13 protein-coding genes and 1 riboswitch are annotated in these 17,388 nt (G+C 73.0%); of the genes, 7 read left to right on the top strand and 6 right to left on the bottom strand.

What is annotated here, in order from left to right; genetic code table 11:
* Positions 1-23: 23 nt before the first annotated feature.
* Together cbiE and cobM are read left to right on the top strand one after the other, a co-directional pair.
* On the top strand, positions 24-1,289 hold the full coding sequence (gene cbiE / locus ACZ6R9_RS12175) for a precorrin-6y C5,15-methyltransferase (decarboxylating) subunit CbiE (protein ID WP_465538109.1): 1,266 nt from the start codon (positions 24-26) through the stop codon (positions 1,287-1,289).
* The gene (cobM, locus tag ACZ6R9_RS12170) at positions 1,286-2,026 is read left to right on the top strand and encodes a precorrin-4 C(11)-methyltransferase (protein ID WP_380484002.1); all 741 of its coding nucleotides are present in this window, start codon (positions 1,286-1,288) and stop codon (positions 2,024-2,026) included. The genes cbiE and cobM overlap by 4 nt, the downstream gene beginning before the upstream one ends.
* Before the next feature lie 82 nt (positions 2,027-2,108).
* Here cobM and ACZ6R9_RS12165 read toward each other — a convergent pair whose 3' ends face one another.
* From ACZ6R9_RS12165 to ACZ6R9_RS12155, 3 genes are read right to left on the bottom strand one after another with little or no spacing between them, the layout of a single operon-like run.
* Positions 2,109-2,738, bottom strand: a complete 630-nt coding sequence (locus ACZ6R9_RS12165) for a bifunctional 4-hydroxy-2-oxoglutarate aldolase/2-dehydro-3-deoxy-phosphogluconate aldolase (RefSeq protein ID WP_465538108.1) — start codon at positions 2,736-2,738, stop codon at positions 2,109-2,111.
* A gap of 55 nt (positions 2,739-2,793) precedes the next feature.
* Entirely contained in the window at positions 2,794-4,404 is a 1,611-nt protein-coding gene (locus tag ACZ6R9_RS12160; protein ID WP_465538107.1) for an N-acyl-D-amino-acid deacylase family protein, read from the bottom strand.
* The gene (locus ACZ6R9_RS12155; protein ID WP_465538106.1) at positions 4,404-5,738 is read right to left on the bottom strand and encodes a type III PLP-dependent enzyme domain-containing protein; all 1,335 of its coding nucleotides are present in this window, start codon (positions 5,736-5,738) and stop codon (positions 4,404-4,406) included. The genes ACZ6R9_RS12160 and ACZ6R9_RS12155 overlap by 1 nt, the downstream gene beginning before the upstream one ends.
* Before the next feature lie 248 nt (positions 5,739-5,986).
* On the opposite strand from ACZ6R9_RS12155, the gene ACZ6R9_RS12150 reads away from it, so the two are divergent.
* The 4 genes from ACZ6R9_RS12150 (at position 5,987) to ACZ6R9_RS12135 (ending at position 9,205) form a co-directional block, all read left to right on the top strand.
* Positions 5,987-7,126, top strand: coding sequence for a sugar kinase (locus ACZ6R9_RS12150; protein ID WP_465538105.1), 1,140 nt, complete (start codon positions 5,987-5,989; stop codon positions 7,124-7,126).
* Entirely contained in the window at positions 7,123-7,881 is a 759-nt protein-coding gene (locus ACZ6R9_RS12145; RefSeq protein ID WP_465538104.1) for an IclR family transcriptional regulator, read from the top strand. Before ACZ6R9_RS12150 ends, ACZ6R9_RS12145 begins: the two co-directional genes overlap by 4 nt.
* Positions 7,882-7,944: 63 nt before the next feature.
* A complete protein-coding gene (locus ACZ6R9_RS12140) occupies positions 7,945-8,355 on the top strand; it encodes a RidA family protein (RefSeq protein WP_380483990.1) in 411 nt (136 codons plus the stop codon).
* Between the two features lie 109 nt (positions 8,356-8,464).
* Positions 8,465-9,205, top strand: a complete 741-nt coding sequence (locus tag ACZ6R9_RS12135) for a cobalt-precorrin-6A reductase (protein WP_465538103.1) — start codon at positions 8,465-8,467, stop codon at positions 9,203-9,205.
* 7 nt (positions 9,206-9,212) lie between these two features.
* Here ACZ6R9_RS12135 and ACZ6R9_RS12130 read toward each other — a convergent pair whose 3' ends face one another.
* Genes ACZ6R9_RS12130 through ACZ6R9_RS12120 form a run of 3 tightly spaced genes read right to left on the bottom strand, consistent with a single transcriptional unit; the run spans position 9,213 to position 12,969 of the window.
* Positions 9,213-10,796: a precorrin-2 C(20)-methyltransferase gene (locus ACZ6R9_RS12130; RefSeq protein WP_465538102.1), complete on the bottom strand. Its 1,584-nt coding sequence runs from the start codon at positions 10,794-10,796 to the stop codon at positions 9,213-9,215.
* Entirely contained in the window at positions 10,793-11,419 is a 627-nt protein-coding gene (locus ACZ6R9_RS12125; protein ID WP_465538101.1) for a precorrin-8X methylmutase, read from the bottom strand. Before ACZ6R9_RS12125 ends, ACZ6R9_RS12130 begins: the two co-directional genes overlap by 4 nt.
* The gene (locus ACZ6R9_RS12120; RefSeq protein ID WP_465538100.1) at positions 11,416-12,969 is read right to left on the bottom strand and encodes a hypothetical protein; all 1,554 of its coding nucleotides are present in this window, start codon (positions 12,967-12,969) and stop codon (positions 11,416-11,418) included. Before ACZ6R9_RS12120 ends, ACZ6R9_RS12125 begins: the two co-directional genes overlap by 4 nt.
* Positions 12,970-13,246: 277 nt before the next feature.
* Positions 13,247-13,355: riboswitch (cobalamin riboswitch) on the top strand.
* Between the two features lie 262 nt (positions 13,356-13,617).
* Here ACZ6R9_RS12120 and cobN point away from each other — a divergent pair.
* On the top strand, positions 13,618-17,277 hold the full coding sequence (gene cobN, locus ACZ6R9_RS12115) for a cobaltochelatase subunit CobN (protein ID WP_465538099.1): 3,660 nt from the start codon (positions 13,618-13,620) through the stop codon (positions 17,275-17,277).
* Positions 17,278-17,388 lie beyond the last annotated feature (111 nt).

Genomic DNA, 17,388 nt, shown 5'->3' with positions numbered 1-17,388 from the left:
CCCGAGCTGTGAGGAGTTTGCGCGTGTCTGCGATCACCGTGGTGGGGGTCGGTGCGGATGGCTGGTCGGGGCTGTCGGAGGCGGCCCGGGATGCCTTGCACTCGGCGGAGGCGGTGCTGGGCGGGGCACGGCAGTTGGCGCTGCTGCCGGCCGAGGTGACGGCAGATCGGGTGCCATGGCCGTCGCCGTTGCGGCCGTCGGTGCCGGGGCTGCTGAATCGTTTCGCGGGGCGGCGGTTGGTGGTGCTGGCGAGCGGCGATCCGATGTTCTACGGGATCGGCCGGACGCTGATCGAGTGCGGGGTGCCGGCCGAGTCGCTGCGGGTGCTGCCGCATCTGTCCTCCGTGTCACTGGCGTGCGCCCGGCTGGGCTGGGCGGTGGAGGAGACCGAGGTGGTGACGCTGGTCGGCCGCGCCCCCGAGTCGCTGCACGCCGCGCTCTACCAGGGCCGCCGCATACTCGTGCTGAGCGCGAACGCCTCGACCCCGGCACTGGTCGCAGAGCTGCTGACGGAACGCGGCTTCGGCCCCAGCCGGGTGCGGGTACTGGAGCAACTCGGTGGCCTGGCCGAGGCGGTGCGCGAGGGAGTGGCGGACGGCTGGTCGCTGCCGCCGGGCGATCCGCTGAACGTACTGGCGATCGACTGCGCGGCCGCCGATCCGAACGCGCCGCGCCAGCAGCTGACTTCCGGCCTGCGCGACGAACTCTTCGAATCCGATGGGCAGTTGACGAAGCGTCATATTCGCGCGGCGACGCTCGCGGCGCTCGGCCCGGCGCCGGGCGAGCTGCTCTGGGACATCGGCGGCGGCTCCGGCTCGATCGGCATCGAATGGCTTAGGGCGCACCGCAGTTGCCGGGCCGTGAGCGTGGAGCGGGACCAGGTGCGGGCGGAGCGGATCGTCCGCAACGCGGCGGCACTGGGGGTGCCCCGGCTGCGGGTGGTGCACGGCGCGGCACCGACGGCGCTGGCCGAACTGGACGTCCCGGACGCGGTGTTCATCGGTGGCGGGCTGACCGTGCCGGGTGTGCTGGAGGCCTGCTGGGCAGCGCTGCGGCCCGGTGGGCGACTGGTGGCGAACACGGTGACGCTGGAGTCGGAGGCGCTGCTCACGCAGTGGTACCGGCGCCACGGCGGGGAGTTGGTGAAGCTGAGCGTCGCGCACGCGGTGCCGGTGGGCGGGTTCACGGGGTGGCGGCAGGCAATGCCGGTGACTCAGTGGAGCGTGGTCAAGGGCGGCGGCGCCGGGGTGTCCGGTGCGGCCGAGGAAATCGGAGGAGCAGCGAAGTGACGGTCTATTTCATCGGTGCCGGTCCGGGTGCGGCCGATCTGATCACGGTGCGCGGGCAGCGGACGCTGGCGGCGTGCGGGGTGTGCCTGTACGCGGGGAGCCTGGTGCCGGCGGAGTTGCTGGCCGACTGCCCGCCAGGGGCGCGGCTGGTGGACACCGCGAACCTCGACCTCGACCAGATCATCGCGGAGATCGTCCGCGCGCACGCCGAGGGCCAGGACGTGGCGCGGCTGCACTCGGGCGACCCCTCGGTGTTCTCGGCGATGGCGGAGCAGATGCGCCGCCTGGACGCGGCGGACATTCCGTACGAGGTGGTCCCGGGCGTCCCGGCGTTCGCGGCGGCCGCGGCGGCACTGAAGCGGGAGTTGACGGTCCCGACGGTCGGCCAGACGGTGATCCTGACCCGGGTGGCCCGCCAGGCGACGCCGATGCCGCCCGGCGAGGAGCTGGCCGTCCTCGGCAGGAGCGGCGCCCTGCTCGTCCTGCACCTGGCGGCCCGCTACGTGGACAGCGTGGTGGACGAACTCCTCCCGCACTACGGACCGGACTGCCCCGCCGCAGTGGTGGCGCTGGCCAGCCGCCCGGACGAACTGGTGCTGCGCGGCACCCTGGCCGACATCGCCGTCCAGGTCAAGGCCGCAGGTGTGCTCCGCACCGCCGTGATCATCGTCGGCCGCACCCTGGCCGCGACCGAGTTCCGCGACAGCCACCTGTACTCCACCACCCGCAGCCGGTAAGCGCTTTCCCGTCCTTCCGCAGACCGTCGCCAACCACCGCAGACCGTCGCCGACCGCCGCCCGACCGCCGCCCCGGCCGCTCTCAGTCGAGCGAGGCGATGAACGCCTTGGCGCGGCGGGTGATCTCGGCCCAGTCGCCGTCGGCGACGGTCTGCGGGGGGACGACGTCGGTGCCGGCGCAGACGGCGAGGGCGCCGTGGTCGAGGAATGCCTTGGCGTTGGTGGCGTTGACGCCGCCGGAGGCGACCAGAGGGATGCGGGGGTAGGGGCCGTGCAGGTCCTTGAAGTAGCCGGGGCCGAACGCCTTCGCGGGGAAGATCTTCACGGCGGCGGCGCCGAGGTCGAGCGCGTCGGCGACCTCGCTGGGGGTCAGTGCGCCCATCACGACGGGGATTTCGGCCTCGTGGGCGACGGTGGCGACGGCGGGGCGCAGGCCGGGGGTGACCAGGAAGCGCGCTCCGGCGTCGATTCCTTCGTGGGCCTGCTCGGCGGTGAGGACGGTGCCGACGCCGATCCGGCAGCCGGCCTTCGCGGCGGTGGCGACGTGGCGGGTCACGTCCGGTGTGGTGAAGGTGAGTTCGGTCCAGGCGATGCCGCCCTCGGCGAGTGCTTCGCACAGCGCGACCGCGTCGGGAATCACCGGCGCCCGCACCACGGCTATCACGGGCTGTGCGGCCAACGCCGCGCGCAGGTCGGTCAGTTCGGTCCCCATGCTCCCCAACTCCTGTTTCCTGAAAGACGTCCGGTAGTAGCTCTCTGACGGGTCGTCAGTTCACCGCCCGCACCAGCCCGTCCGCGTCACGTCGCAGCGCCCGCCCCGCCAGTTCGCCGGTCGGCTTGCCGTCGGTGAGGGCGGGGATGCCGCCGACCAGGACGTGGGCGATGCCGTCGGCGGGTCGGCGAGGGTGGTCGAACGTGGCGGTGTCGCGGACGGTCTGCGGGTCGAAGAGGACCAGGTCGGCGTGGTGGCCGGGCCGGATCAGTCCGCGCCGGTCGAGGCGCAGGCGGCGGGCGGGGCGGCCGGTCATTCGGGCGATCGTCTCTTCCAGCGTCAGGACGCCCAAGTCCCGGCTGTAGTGGCCGAGACACCGCGGGAAGGTGCCCCAGGCGCGGGGGTGGGGGCGGGCGCCGACGAGCAGGCCGTCACTGCCGACGGTGTGCGCGGGGTGGCGCATGATGGCGCGGACGTTCTCCTCGTGGCCGACGTGCTGGAGGATCGTGGTGCCCAACTGGTCGGCGAGCAGCAGTTCGAAGAACACCTCGGTGCCGGTGCGGCCCTGTTCGGCGGCGAGTTCGGAGATCTTGCGGCCGACGACGGCGGCGAGGGCGGTGTTGCGGACGCCGGAGATCTGGATGGTGTCCCAGTCGGTGACCACGCCGTGGCAGCCGTCGCTGCCGTGTTCTTCGACGTCGGCGCGGATGCGCTCGCGGGCGGCGGGGTCGGCGAGGCGGGCCAGGGTGGCTTCGGGGCCGCCTTCGGTGGACCAACTGGGCAGCAGGGCGGCCAGGGTGGTGGATCCGGGCAGGTAGGGGTAGCTGTCGAGGGTGACGTCGATTCCCTCGGCGAGGGCGGTGTCGATCAGGGCGAGGAACTCGTCGGCGCGGCCTTCGTTGACGCCGAAGTTCATCGTGGCGTGGGTGAGGTGCAGCGGGCAGCCGGAGCGCCGGGAGATCTCCAGCATTTCCGCGTAGCCTTCCAATGCGCCTGCGCCGTACGAGCGTTGGTGCGGGGCGTGGTAGCCGCCGCGGGCGGCGACGATCCGGCACAGGGCGACGAGTTCGGCGGTGTCGGCGTACATGCCGGGGGTGTAGCTGAGTCCGGTGGACATGCCGACCGCGCCGTCCGCCAGCGCCTGGTCCAACAGGGCTCGCATCCGGTCGAGTTCGGCGTCGCTCGGTGGACGGTTGTCCCAACCCGTGGCGAGCATCCGGATGGTGCCGTGCGGGGCGAGGTAGCAGGCGTTGACGCCGATGGCCCGGTCGAGGCGGTCGAGGTACTGGCCGACGGTGCGCCAGTTCCAGTCGAATCCGTCGGGATCGCCGTTCCAGCCTGCGAGTTGGCGGCGCAGCGCGGCGAGGGTGGTGTCGTCGGCGGGGGCGTAGGACAGTCCGTCCTGGCCGAGGACGTCGAGGGTGATGCCTTGGGTGGTCCGGGAGGGGTGGTCGGGTTCGACGAGCAGGCTCAGGTCGGAGTGGGCGTGCAGGTCGATGAAGCCGGGGGCGAGGACGAGGCCGTCGGCGTCGATGGTGCGGCGGGCGGTGAGGCCGTGGCCTATCGCGTCGATGTGTCCGTCGGAGGTGACGGTGACGTCGGCGCGGTAGCGGTCGGCGCCGGTGCCGTCGATGACGGTGGCGCCGCGCAGCAGGAGGTCGGGCATCAGAAGTAGGTCCTCACCAGGTCGACCACGCGCGGGTGTTCGGTGTCGGCGTGGTCGAGGACGGGGATCAGGTTCCACTTGTCGAAGGCGGTGCAGGGGTGGGAGAGGCCGAGTCGGACGACGGCGCCGATCGGGGCGGCGTCGCCGGCGCCGCGCAGGAAGGTGTGCTGGTCGTTGAGTGCGGTGACTTCTGCTCCGCTCAACTCTCCGGCGCCCCGGACGAGTTGCGGTTCGGGCAGGCCTTCGTCGAACGGTAGGTCGCGCTTTCCGGCGTCCAGCAGGGCGAGTTGGGGTTCGGGGTGGGAGACGACGCGGGCCCAGCCGTGCATGGCGGAGTGCAGGGGGGTGGCTCCAGTGGTGCGGGCGAGTGGGGAGATGCCGCGGTAGAAGCCGTCGTCGTGGGCGAGGTAGGCGCCGGCCCGGACGATGAGGCGGGTGCCGGGGACGTCGGCGGTGAGCGGGTTCAACTCCTGGGCGACGGTGTCGAAGTAGGCGCTGCCGCCGGCGGTGACGACGGGGGTGGGGGTGGGGTAGTCGGGGGCGAGGCGGCGGTGCAGGTCGGCGAGGTCGCGCAGGTAGGCGCGTACGGTGTCGAGGGCGCGGTCGGAGGCGTCGTGGGCGAGGGCGCCTTCGTAGCCGCCGACGCCGGCCAGCCGGAGGGTGGGGGCGGCGTGCACGGCGGCGGCGACGTCGAGGGCGGCGGGGATGCCGCGGGCGCCGGTGCGGCCGCCGGGGCCGCCGAGTTCGACCAGGACTTCGACGGGACGGGTGGCGCCGGCGGCGCGCAGGGCGGCGTCCATCTGCCGGACGCTGTCTGCGGAGTCGGCCCAGGAGGTGAAGGCGAACTCGGGGTCGCGGTCGAGTTCGGCGGCGAGCCAGGCGAGGCCGGCGGGGTCGAGCAGGGTGTTGGCGAGCAGCAGGCGCTGGACGCCGAAGGCGCGGGCGACGCGCAGTTGGGGCAGGTTGGCGAGGGTGATGGCGTGGGCGCCGGCGGCGAGTTGGGCCTGCCAGAGGGCGGGGGCCATGGTGGTTTTGCCGTGCGGGGCGAGCAGTACGCCGGCGTCACGGCACCAGGCGGCCATGGTGTGCAGGTTGTGGTCGAGGGCGGCGGCGTCGAGGGTGAGCAGCGGGGTGCCGAGGGTGTCGAGGGTGGGGCGGGTGGCGAGCCAGTCGCGGACGGTGTGGCCCCAGGCGTCGGCGGGGACGGCTTTGAAGCGCCAGTCGAGTGTCTCGTCGGCGAGTGCGGCGACGGCGGCGGGGTCGATGCCGGGCCCGTGGGCGGGGTCCGCGAAGGAGTGGTGTCCGGTGTGCTGGTGTGCCGCCCTGTTGCTCATGGCCGTGCCTCCGTTCCGATCCCGGCCCACCGACGAGCTGGGACGTTGCAACATGCGCAACCTCTATTGCGCATGCTGGTGTTACGGTTCTAGCATTCACGCCGGACGGGGGTCAACGGACCGCGACGCGGCCCGTCCACCCTTCCCACCAGGTACGCAGCACCGGGGCTCACCGCCGAGCGACGGCCGCGCGGGCCGCTGTTGGTGGGAGCGGGGGCTGCGGGCCCGAGGGTGAGGGAGCGGGATTGATGGCGGATCAGGACGGCGGGGCGGCGGTCGCCCGGGCGGTGTGCCTGGGCGAGTCGATGGCGGCGCTGCTGCCCGACCGGCCGGGACCGTTCGAGGCCGTCGGCGCGTTCCGGCCCTCGGTGGGCGGCGCCGAGTCCAATGTCGCCGCGGCACTCGCGGGGCTCGGCGTGCCGGCCGCCTGGATCAGCCGGGTCGGCGCGGACGGTTTCGGCCGCCGTCTCACCGGCGACCTGGCGGCGGCGGGCGTGGACGTCTCGGCCGTCGCGGTGGACCCGCACCGCCCGACCGGCGTGTACCTGAAGGAGACCGGCGGCTCCGGGCTCCCGCACGACCTCGGCGCGGGCCGCTCCCGCCTGCACTACTACCGCACCGGCTCGGCGGCCTCCGCGCTCTCCCCCGCCCTGCTGGACGACCCGGTGGCCGCCGCGCTGCTGGACCGCGCCCCGCTGCTGCACCTGACGGGCATCACGCCGGCGCTCTCCGACGACTGCCTCGCCCTGGTGCGCGCCCTGCTGGCCCGCCGCCGCCCGGGCCGGCTGGTCTCCTTCGACCTCAACTGGCGCCCCGTGCTGTGGCGCCGCCGCGACCCGTCGGTGCTGCCCGCCCTGCTGGACGCCGCCGATGTGCTGCTGCTCGGCGCGGACGAGGCCGAGGACGCGTTCGGCACCGGCGATCCGACCGCGCTGAGAAAGCGCTTTCCCTCTCCTTCCGTGCTGGTCGTCAAGGATGCCGGACACCTCGTCACCGCACTCGACCGCAACGGTGGTTCGGTCACCGAGCCCGCGCTCGCCGTCGAGGTGGTCGAACCCACCGGCGCGGGCGACGCGTTCGCGGCCGGCTACCTCGCCGGCACCTTGCGCGGGCTCGACCAGCGCTCCCGGCTGCGCCTCGGCCACCTGTCGGCAGCCGGCGCGCTGACCGCGCCCACCGACCACGGCACCCTCCCGGACGCCCGCACGGTGGCCGCGCTGCTCGCCGCCGACGAGCGGGACTGGGCCGCGACCCGCGTCTGCGCGTCCGGCATCGTCTCCCCCGCGCTCACCACTGCCGCTGTCACCGACCCCGCGGCCGCGGCCGGTGTCGGAGCCCGTAACCTCCCCGAAGCCCTCGAAACCCTCGGAACATCGGGACACCCATGAGTCAGACCGTCACCCGCGCCCTGCGCCTGCTCACCGAACTCGGCGAGGGCGAACGCTCCCTGGACCAGCTGGCCGACCTGATCGGCGTGCACAAGACCACCGTGCTGCGGCTGCTGCAGACCATGGAGGCGGAACGGTTCGTCCACCGCGACGCCCAGTACCGCTACCACCTGGGCGCGGGCCTGTTCGCGCTGTCCAGCCTCGCGCTGGAGCAGCGCGGCATCCGTCGCACCGCCGCGCCGCACCTGGCGGAGCTGAACGCGGCAACCGGCCAGACCGTGCATCTGGCCGCGTACGAGGGCGGCGAGGTGGTCTACATCGACAAGTACGACTCGCGGCACCCGGTGCGGATGTACTCGCGGATCGGGCTGCGGGCCGCGCTGCACAACACGGCCGTGGCGAAGGTCCTGTTGGCCGACCTGCCGCCGGCCGAGCGCCGCCGGGTGGTGGACACCATCGAGTTCACCGTCCACACGCCCAACACCCTCACCACCCCGCACGCCCTGCTCGCCGAACTGGAGCAGGTCGCCGCGCAGGGCTGGGCGCAGGACCATGCCGAGCACGAGGCGTTCATCAACTGCGTGGCCGCGCCGATCCGGGACGTCTCCGGCCGGGTGGTCGCCGCAGCGTCCATCTCCGTGCCGGACGTCGTCCTCCCCTACGAGCAGGTCCTCGACCTGCTCCCCCAACTGCTCGCCTGCACCCGGGCGATCTCCGCCGACGCGGGCCTTCCCGCCCGCGGCTTCCCGTCCTGACGAACACCGTCTCCGGCCAAATCGTTTCTGACGATCCGTCACCTCCCTTCTGGAGCACCGCACATGAGCGACAAGACCGAGATCCGCACCGACGGCGCGCCCGCCCCGGCCTGGATGTTCTCGCAGGGCGTCCGCAAGGGCCCGATCCTCCAGGTCTCCGGCCAGGGCCCGCAGGACCCGGCCACCGGCGAGTACCTCCACCACGGCGATGTGAAGGCCCAGACCCGCCGCACCCTGGAGAACGTCAAGGCCATCGTCGAGGCCGGCGGCGCGACCATCGAGGACGTCGTGATGTTCCGCGTCTACCTCACCAAGCGCGCCGACTTCCCGCTGATGAACGAGGTCTACGCCGAGTTCATCGACGAGAACATCAAGCCGGGTGGCGTCAAGCCGTGCCGCACCACCGTGTTCGTCGAACTCCCGCAGGAGCCCATGCTGGTGGAGATCGACGCCCAGGCCGTCGTCACCGACTGACATCCCGTCGGCCCCGCCCAGCGCCGTCCACCGGGTTCCCCCTCGGGCGGCGCGGGCGGCCCCGGCTAGGCTGGCCGTGTCCGTACCGCACCGGCCCCGGGAGTCCGCCATGCACGTCCTGATCCTCGGCGGCACCAGCGAAGCCCGCCGGCTGGCGGACGTGCTGGCCGCCGACCCGGCCCTGCGGGTGACCAGTTCACTGGCCGGGCGGGTGGCCCAACCGCGGCTGCCCGCCGGGGACGTACGGATCGGCGGCTTCGGCGGCCCGGCCGGCCTCGCCACCTGGCTGCGCACCCACCAGGTGGACGCGCTGATCGACGCCACCCACCCGTTCGCCGAGACCATGAGCCGCAACGCAGCCCTGGCCGTCACCGAAACCGGCACCCCGCTGCTGGCGCTGCGCCGCCCCAGCTGGCTGCCGCAGGACGGCGACCGCTGGCATCCGGTGCCGAGCCTGGCCGCTGCGGCCGACGCCCTGCCCGCGCTCGGCTCCCGGGTGTTCCTGACCACCGGCCGTCAGGGCATCGCCGCGTTCGCGCACCTCAACACCCTCTGGTTCCTGGCCCGTTCGGTCGAGCCGCCGATGCCCCCGATGCCCGCGTCCCTCGAAGTCCTGCTGGAACGTGGGCCGTTCACCCTCGAAGGGGAACGCGAGTTGCTGCGGACGCACCGCATCGACGTCCTGGTGACCAAGGACAGCGGCAGCGCCGCCACCGCCCCCAAGCTGACCGCCGCCCGCGAACTCGGTCTCCCGGTGGTCGTCGTCCAGCGCCCGCCCGCCCCACAGAGCGTGCGGACCGCCCCGGACGTCGCCGGGGCGGTCAACTGGCTTGGCACTCTGGTGAACTGATGAAGGATCAGCTGTCCGGGTAACGGCGCGGCGTCCACACCACGTCACGGTCGTCGCCGCGCTGCACCCACTGGGTCTGGGTGGAGCCGATCAGCAGCAGGGTGCGCATGTCGACTTCTGCGGGGTCGAGTTCGGCCAGTGCGACGGTGCGGACCCGCTCGGTGGGGCCGCCCACGTCGCGGGCCATCACCACGGGCGTCGCCGGGTCGCGGTACTCCAGCAGCAGGTCACGCGCCGAACCCACCTGGGTGGTGCGGGACTTGGAGCCGGGGTTGTACAGCGCGAGCACCAGGTCGGCCGCCGCGGCGGCGCGCAGCCGGCGGGCGATCACGTCCCAGGGCTTGAGCCGGTCGGAGAGCGAGATCACCGCGTAGTCGTGGCCGAGCGGCGCACCGGCCCGGGACGCGGCGGCGTGCGCGGCCGTCATCCCGGGCAGCACCCGGACGGCGACGTCCCGGTACGGGTCCTGGCAGGCGGCCTCCAGCACGGCGGTGGCCATCGCGAACACGCCGGGGTCGCCCGAGGAGACGACCGCGACCCGGCGGCCCCGACGCGCCAACTCCAGAGCGAATTCGGCCCGTACGCCCTCGACCTTGTTGTCGGAGCCGTGCCGCACCTGCCCCGCACGGACCGGCACCCGGTCCAGGTAGGTCGTGTAGCCGACCAGGTCGGTCGCGTTGGCGAGCGCCCCGCGCGCCTCGGGCGTCAGCCAGAGCGGCCCGGCCGGGCCGGTCCCGACCACCACGACCTCGCCCATCTCCGGTTCGGCGTCCGGGAGTTCGTCTCCGCGTGCCGCCAGCGCCTCGAAGGGCCGGCCGTCGGAGCCGAGGGCGGCGACCCGGCTGGGCAGGACGGCGACCGAGAAGTACGGCACGCTGTCGGCGTCGATCTCGGCGAGCCGGCCGGTGCGTTCGCCGTCCATGGTGGCGCGCTCGACGTACCGGGCCTCGTCCAGCCGCCCGGCCCGCTCCAGGGCGCGGCGAACAGTGGGGAAGGTGCGGCCGAGCTTCATGATGACGGCGGAGTCGGTGGCGGCAAGGCGCGCCGTCAATTCCTCCTCCGGCAGGGTGCCCGGGATGATCGTCAGGACCTCCTCGGCCTCCACCAGCGGGGCGCCGAGGCGAGCAGCGGCAGCGCTGATGGAGGTGACGCCCGGCACCACCTCGGTGGGGTAGCGGTGCGCGAGGCGCTTGTGCATGTGCTGGTAGGAGCCGTAGAACAGCGGGTCGCCCTCGGCGAGCACCACGACAGTGCGCCCGGCGTCGAGGTGCCCGGCCAGACGGTCGGACGCCTCCTGGTAGAAGTCGTCCAGCGCACCCCGATAGCCGCCGGGGTGGTCGGTGGTCTCCACGGTGACGGGGTACATCAGCCGCTCTTCTATCTGATGGCCAGTCAGATAGCGCTCGGCGATGGCCCGGGCGTGCGAGCGGCCGTGGCGTGCGCAGTGGTAGGCGATGACATCGGCCCGGCCGATGAGTTCGGCGGCGCGCACCGTGATCAGCGACGGGTCACCCGGCCCTACGCCGACGCCGTACAGCCGCCCGGTCGTCGCCGAGCGACCGGCCTCGACAGATTCCTGACGCTCCGTCATTCCTGTTCGCTCGCAATCGCGTTGATCGCGGCAGCGGCGATCGCGCTGCCGCCCCGGCGGCCCCGGACCACCAGGTGTTCCAGTGCGGCCGGGTGTTCGGCCAGGGCCTGCTTGGACTCGGCGGCGCCGATGAAGCCGACGGGGACGCCGATCACGGCGGCGGGTCGGGGCGCGCCGGCCTCGATCAACTCCAGCAGCCGGAACAGCGAGGTGGGCGCGTTGCCGACGGCAACCACGGAACCCTCCAGCCGGGGCAACCAGAGCTCCATCGCGGCCGCGCTGCGGGTGGTGCCCATGGCGCGGGCGAGTTCGGGCACCGACGGGTCCGTGAGGGTGCAGATCACCTCGTTGTCAGCGGGCAACCGCTTGCGGGTCACGCCACTGGCAACCATGTTGACGTCACACAGGATCGGCGCGCCGGCCCGCAGGGCACGCCGGGCGTCGGCGACCACGTTCGGCGACCACAGCAGGTCCTCGACCAGGTCGGTCATCCCGCACGCGTGAATCATCCGGACCGCGACCTGAGCCACGTCGGCAGGCAACGCGGCGAGGTCGGCCTCGGCGCGGATGGTGGCGAAGGACTGGCGGTAGATGGCTGCGCCGTCCTTCTCGTAGTCGATCATTCGGTCCTCCGCCATTCGGCATTGCGCGCCTCGGCGACTGCCTCGGCGAGGTGGTTCTCGGTGCTGTCGTGCTCGGTGGTGTCGTGCTCGGTGCTGTCGTACTCGGTGCTGTCGTACTCGGTGCTGTCGCGCTCGGTGCTGTCGTACTCGGTGCTGTCGTACCCGATGCTGTCGTACTCGGTGCTGTCGCACTCGGTGGTGGTGCTGCCTCCGGTGTTGCTGTCTCCGGTGTTGCTGCCGACCGAGTTGATCCCCGCACGGACTATCTGTGCGTAGATGTTCTCGTCGGCGCCGCCCCCGCCGGTGAGGTCACTCCCATCGGAGTTGATCCCCGCACGGACGATCTCGCCGCTGTCGCCCGACGCGGTCCGGTCGATCTCCCGGCCCCGGCCATCCACAGCGATCCGGTACCCGGTCGCGGTGGCCAGTACATCGACCCAGCGGCCGGCGGGGTGTCCACAGCGGCGTTCGCAGCCGGACCAGTGCACGGGCAGACCCTCGACCGGAACCGCGGCAATCGCACGGGCGGCCTGGGCCCGGACGTCCGCAAGCGCTTTCCCGCAACCGGGCAGGCCGGTGCAGGCACTGACGCCCTCCCAGGGGCCGCCGGACTCGACCCGAAAGCCCGCGTCGGCGAGACGTGGCAACCAGTCCGCCCCGGCTCCGGGAACCACGACTCCGCGCCACGGGGTGAGCCGCACGCTCGGGCCATCGTTGCCCGCTCCCCCACCCGCCGACGCCAGCACGTCCGCCAGCAGTCGCCACTGCGCGCTGGTCGCGCGCCCGAAGCGCAGCCCGACCGACACTCCGCCACCGGGCACAGCACCCAGCGCGGGCCGCTCCGCCGCGAATCGTGGCAGCGGTACGTCACCGACCGGCAGTTCGTCCTGGACTTCGCGCAGGTGCCAGGCGCGGCCGGCGGCCAGGTCGAGGAAGTGGCGGGCGGCGTCGAGGGCGGCGGATACGGGGTGGTCGACGGTGGTGGCGTGGCGGGCGCGGCCGAGGCGCAGCAGGGCGCGGCCGCCACCGATTGCGATCAAGGTCACATCGGCGGAGAGGGCGGCGATGTCGCCGCGGCCGTCGTCGAGAGCGAACAGGAACTTGCCGGAGAGTCGGGCAGCCCAGGGGGCGGCGCACAGGGAAGCGTCCAACTCCCGTACCCAGCCCGGGAGATCGAGGTCCAAGCAGCCGCGGCCGTCGAGACCGGACAGCGGGGAGGCGACGATGTTGCGGACGCGTTCGTGGGTGTCGGAGGGCAACAGGCCGACGGTGCGCAGTCGTTCGGCGAGGTCGGTGGCGCACTGTTCGCGCAGGCCGCGCAACTGGAGGTTGCCGCGGGAGGTGATCTCGACTTCGCCGTCACCCAGCGCGTCGGCCGCGTCGGCCAGGGCGAGGACCTGACGAAGCGTCAAGTAGCCGCCGGGCAGCCGGAGTCGGGCGAGGTGACCGTCCTCGGCGGGGTGCAGGCGGAGCGCGCCGGGGCAGGCGTCGGCGCGGCCTCGGTCGGGCCCGACGAAGGGTGCCGCAAGGGCGTCGGGTGTGGGTGGCATGGCGGCGAGCATACCCATGGCCGCGATTCGCGCCACTGCCCCGACCGTCGCCCCGATCGTTGCCCCGACCACCGGCCCGGCCTCAGCCCCGGCAGTCGCCCCGACCACCGACCCGGCCTCGCCCCCGACCATCACCCAGCCACCGTCCTCCCTCCCCGCTCGCCGGCCAAGTACCCAGGTCAGCGCGGATGCCCGGGGCCGTGGGCGGAGGCGCGGCGCAGGTCACACTCCCGCCGATGGGCCATCAACCCGTACGATGCTGGCGGGCGCCCCTCGGGGTGTCCGCTGCCAGCGACGGCACAGCGGAGGAAGTCCGGTGCGAATCCGGTGCGGTCCCGCCACTGTGACCGCGGCTCAGTGAGCCGTGGGAGCCAGGAACTCCGGCCGTCCTCCACTGCCCGGGGCGAGGACCCCGAGGAAGGTCCGTGCCATGCGCTGCCGCATGCCCGCATCCTGGCGGGTGCCCCGGATGCCCGTGGGCTCTGTCCCCACCGGGTGGTCCGTCGCGACGTCTACCGTGCCGCCCATCGGGCCGTTCCGCATCCTCGACCGCACCTGTGCCCCGACGACCGGGCTGTCCGCGTTGTTCGCGTTGTTTGCGCTGTTCGCGTTGTTTGCGCTGTTCGAGACGCCCGGGAGGGCTTTCGCATGATCCTGTTGCTGTCCACGTCGGACACGGACCTGCTGAGTGCCCGGGCGTCGAGCGGGCCGGTGCGCTTCCGTTGGGGCAATCCGGCGCGCCTGGACCCCGCCGAGCTGCCCGCTCTGCTGGAGGGTGTCGAGCTGGTGGTGGTGCGGCTGCTGGGTGGGCGCCGGGCCTGGCAGGAGGGGCTGGACGCGCTGCTCTCGGGGCCGCGTCCGGTGGTGGTGCTGACGGGTGAGCAGGCGCCGGACGCGCAGTTGATGGAGTTGTCGACGGTGCCGGCGGGCATCGCGGCGGAAGCGCACGCGTACCTGGCGCACGGTGGTCCGGCGAACCTGGCGGAGCTGGGTGCGTTCCTGTCGGACACGGTGCTGCTGACCGGTCACGGTTTCGCGCCGCCGGCCTCGGCCCCGTCCTGGGGTCCGTTGGAACGCACCGCCCGCACGCCGCTGGAGCGCACCGCCGGCACCCCGTTGGAAAGCCCCACCCGCCCGCAGAGCGAAGGCCCTTCCGTCGCGGTGCTGTACTACCGGGCGCACCACATGAGCGGCAACACTGCGTTCGTGGAGACGCTCTGCCGGGCGATCGAGGACGAGGGCGCGCAGGCCCGCGCGTACTTCTGCGCCTCGTTGCGCGGCGCGGAGCCGGAGTTGCTGGCGGAGCTGGGTGCGGCCGATGTGATCGTGACGACGGTGCTGGCGGCGGGCGGCACCCGGCCGGCCGATGCGCAGGCGGGTGGTGACGAAGAGGCTTGGGACGCCGGGGCGTTGGCGGCGTTGGACCGGCCGATCCTGCAGGCGTTGTGCCTGACCTGGTCGCGGGCGCAGTGGGAGGGCAGCGACGACGGGCTGTCGCCGTTGGACACGGCGACGCAGGTGGCGGTCCCGGAGTTCGACGGTCGGCTGATCACTGTTCCGTTCTCGTTCAAGGAGGTCGACGAGGACGGGCTTACGGTGTACGCAGCGGACCCCGAACGTGCGTCGCGGGTGGCCGGGATCGCCGTGCGGCATGCCCGGTTGCGTCACACTCCGGCGTCCGAACGGCGCCTCGCGCTCGTCCTGTCCGCTTATCCGACCAAGCATGCGCGGGTCGGCAACGCGGTCGGTCTGGACACCCCGGCCTCGGCGATCCGGCTGCTGGAGCGGCTGCGTGCGGAGGGCATGGACCTGGGCGACAGCCTCCCGGGCCTGCACACCGGCACCGGCCACGGCCACGACGGCGACGCCCTGATCCACGCCCTGATCGAGGCGGGCGGCTACGACCAGGCGTGGCTGACGGAGGACCAGCTCGCCCGCAACCCGATACGCATCCCGGCCGCCGACTACCGGCGCTGGTACGCCACTCTCCCGGCGGCGCTGCGCGAGCGGGTGGAGGAGCACTGGGGTCCGGCGCCGGGCGAGCTGTACGTGGACCGGTCGCAGAACCCGGACGGCGACATCGTGCTGGCCGCGCTCCGGTCGGGCAATCTGCTGGTCCTGATCCAGCCGCCGCGCGGGTTCGGCGAGAACCCGGTGGCGATCTACCACGACCCGGACCTGCCGCCGAGCCACCACTACCTGGCGGCGTACCGCTGGATCGCGGCGGCGCAGCAGGACGGCGGGTTCGGTGCGCACGCGGTGGTGCACCTGGGCAAGCACGGCAATCTGGAGTGGCTGCCGGGCAAGACGGCGGCGCTGTCCGCGGAGTGCGGTCCGGATGCCGCCCTCGGTGATCTGCCCCTCGTCTACCCGTTCCTGGTGAACGATCCGGGTGAGGGCACGCAGGCGAAGCGCCGGGCGCATGCCACGCTGGTCGATCATCTGGTGCCGCCGATGGCGCGGGCCGATTCGTACGGTGACATCGCGCGTCTTGAGCAACTGCTGGACGAGCACTCGAACATCGCGGCGATGGATCCGGCGAAGCTGCCGGCGATCCGGGCGCAGATCTGGACGTTGATCCAGGCCGCGAAGCTGGACCACGACCTGGGGTTGGCGGAGCGGCCGGAGGACGAGGGGTTCGACGACTTCCTGCTGCACGTGGACGGCTGGCTGTGCGAGGTGAAGGACGCGCAGATCCGTGACGGTCTGCACGTGCTCGGCCAGGCTCCGCGTGGCGCGGACCGGGTCAACATCGTCCTGGCCATTCTGCGGGCGCGGCAGATCTGGGGCGGTGTGAGTGCGCTGCCGGGTCTGCGCGAGGCGCTCGGTCTGGACGAGGCGGCGCTGGCGCTGGGGGCGACGGACGCGGCCGAGGCTCAGGCGCGGGCGCTGGTGGAGGCGATGGAGGCCGAGGACTGGAACCCGGCGGCCGTGGAGAAGGTCGCCGCCGGTCTGCCCGCGGCCGTCTCCGAGGTGCTGGCTTTCGCGGCGGCCCAGGTGGTCCCCCGACTCGCGGCCACCACGGACGAGTTGGACGCGGTGCTGCATGCGCTGCAGGGCGGCTTCGTTCCGGCGGGGCCGTCGGGGTCGCCGTTGCGCGGGCTGGTCAACGTGCTGCCGACGGGGCGGAATTTCTACTCGGTGGATCCGAAGGCGGTGCCGAGCCGGCTCGCCTGGGAGACCGGGCAAGCGCTTTCCGCGTCCCTGATCGAGCGTTATCGGGCCGACAACAACGGGGAGTTCCCGTCCTCGGTGGGCCTGTCGCTGTGGGGTACGAGCGCGATGCGCACCGCGGGTGACGACATTGCCGAGGCGCTCGCGCTGCTGGGTGTCCGCCCGGTGTGGGACGACGCTTCGCGCCGGGTGACGGGTCTGGAGGCGATCCCGCTCGACGAGTTGGGCCGCCCCCGGATCGATGTGACGCTGCGCATCTCCGGGTTCTTCCGGGACGCGTTCCCACACGTGGTGGCGCTGCTGGACGACGCGGTGCGGTTGGCGGCCCGCCAGGAGGAGCCCGCCGAGCAGAACTTCGTCCGGGCGCACGTGCAGGCGGACCTGGCCGAGCACGGTGACGAACGCCGGGCCACCGTCCGGGTGTTCGGCTCCCGTCCGGGCACGTACGGCGCGGGTCTGCTGCAGCTGATCGACAGCCGGGACTGGCGCACCGACGCGGACCTGGCCGAGGTGTACACGGTGTGGGGCGGGTACGCGTACGGCCGTGGACTGGACGGGCGACCGGCCCGGGAGGAAATGGAAAGCGCTTACCGGCGGATCACGGTGGCGGCCAAGAACACCGACACCCGCGAGCACGACATCGCCGATTCCGACGACTACTTCCAGTACCACGGCGGCATGGTGGCCACCGTGCGCGCGCTGACGGGCAGCAGCCCGGCGGCGTACATCGGCGACTCGACCCGCCCGGAGACGGTGCGCACCCGTACGCTCACCGAGGAGGCGGCCCGGGTGTTCCGGGCGCGGGTGGTGAATCCGCGCTGGCTGGAGGCGATGCGCCGACACGGCTACAAGGGTGCTTTCGAGATGGCCGCGACGGTGGACTACCTGTTCGGCTACGACGCCACCACCGGCGTGGTCGCGGACTGGATGTACGAGAAGCTCACCGAGGAGTACGTCCTCGACCCGGTCAACCGCGAGTTCTTCGCCGAGGCCAACCCGTGGGCGCTGCACGGAATTTCGGAGCGCCTGCTGGAGGCCGCCGAGCGCGGCCTGTGGGCGGAGCCGGACCCGGCGCTGCTGGCGGAGCTGCGGCAGGTCTTCCTGGAGACCGAGGGCGACCTGGAGGGCGAGTGAACCCGAACCCGGGCCGTGAACTCCGGACGACACCGGGACCACACCGGGGCAACGCCCGACGACGCCGGGGCAACGCCCGACGACGCCGGGGCAACGCCGGACGACACCGGG

The organism is Kitasatospora sp. NPDC048662 (assembly GCF_055587065.1).
Note: the sequence above shows the minus strand (reverse complement) of the source record. Positions and strands in the feature narration are given on the sequence as shown.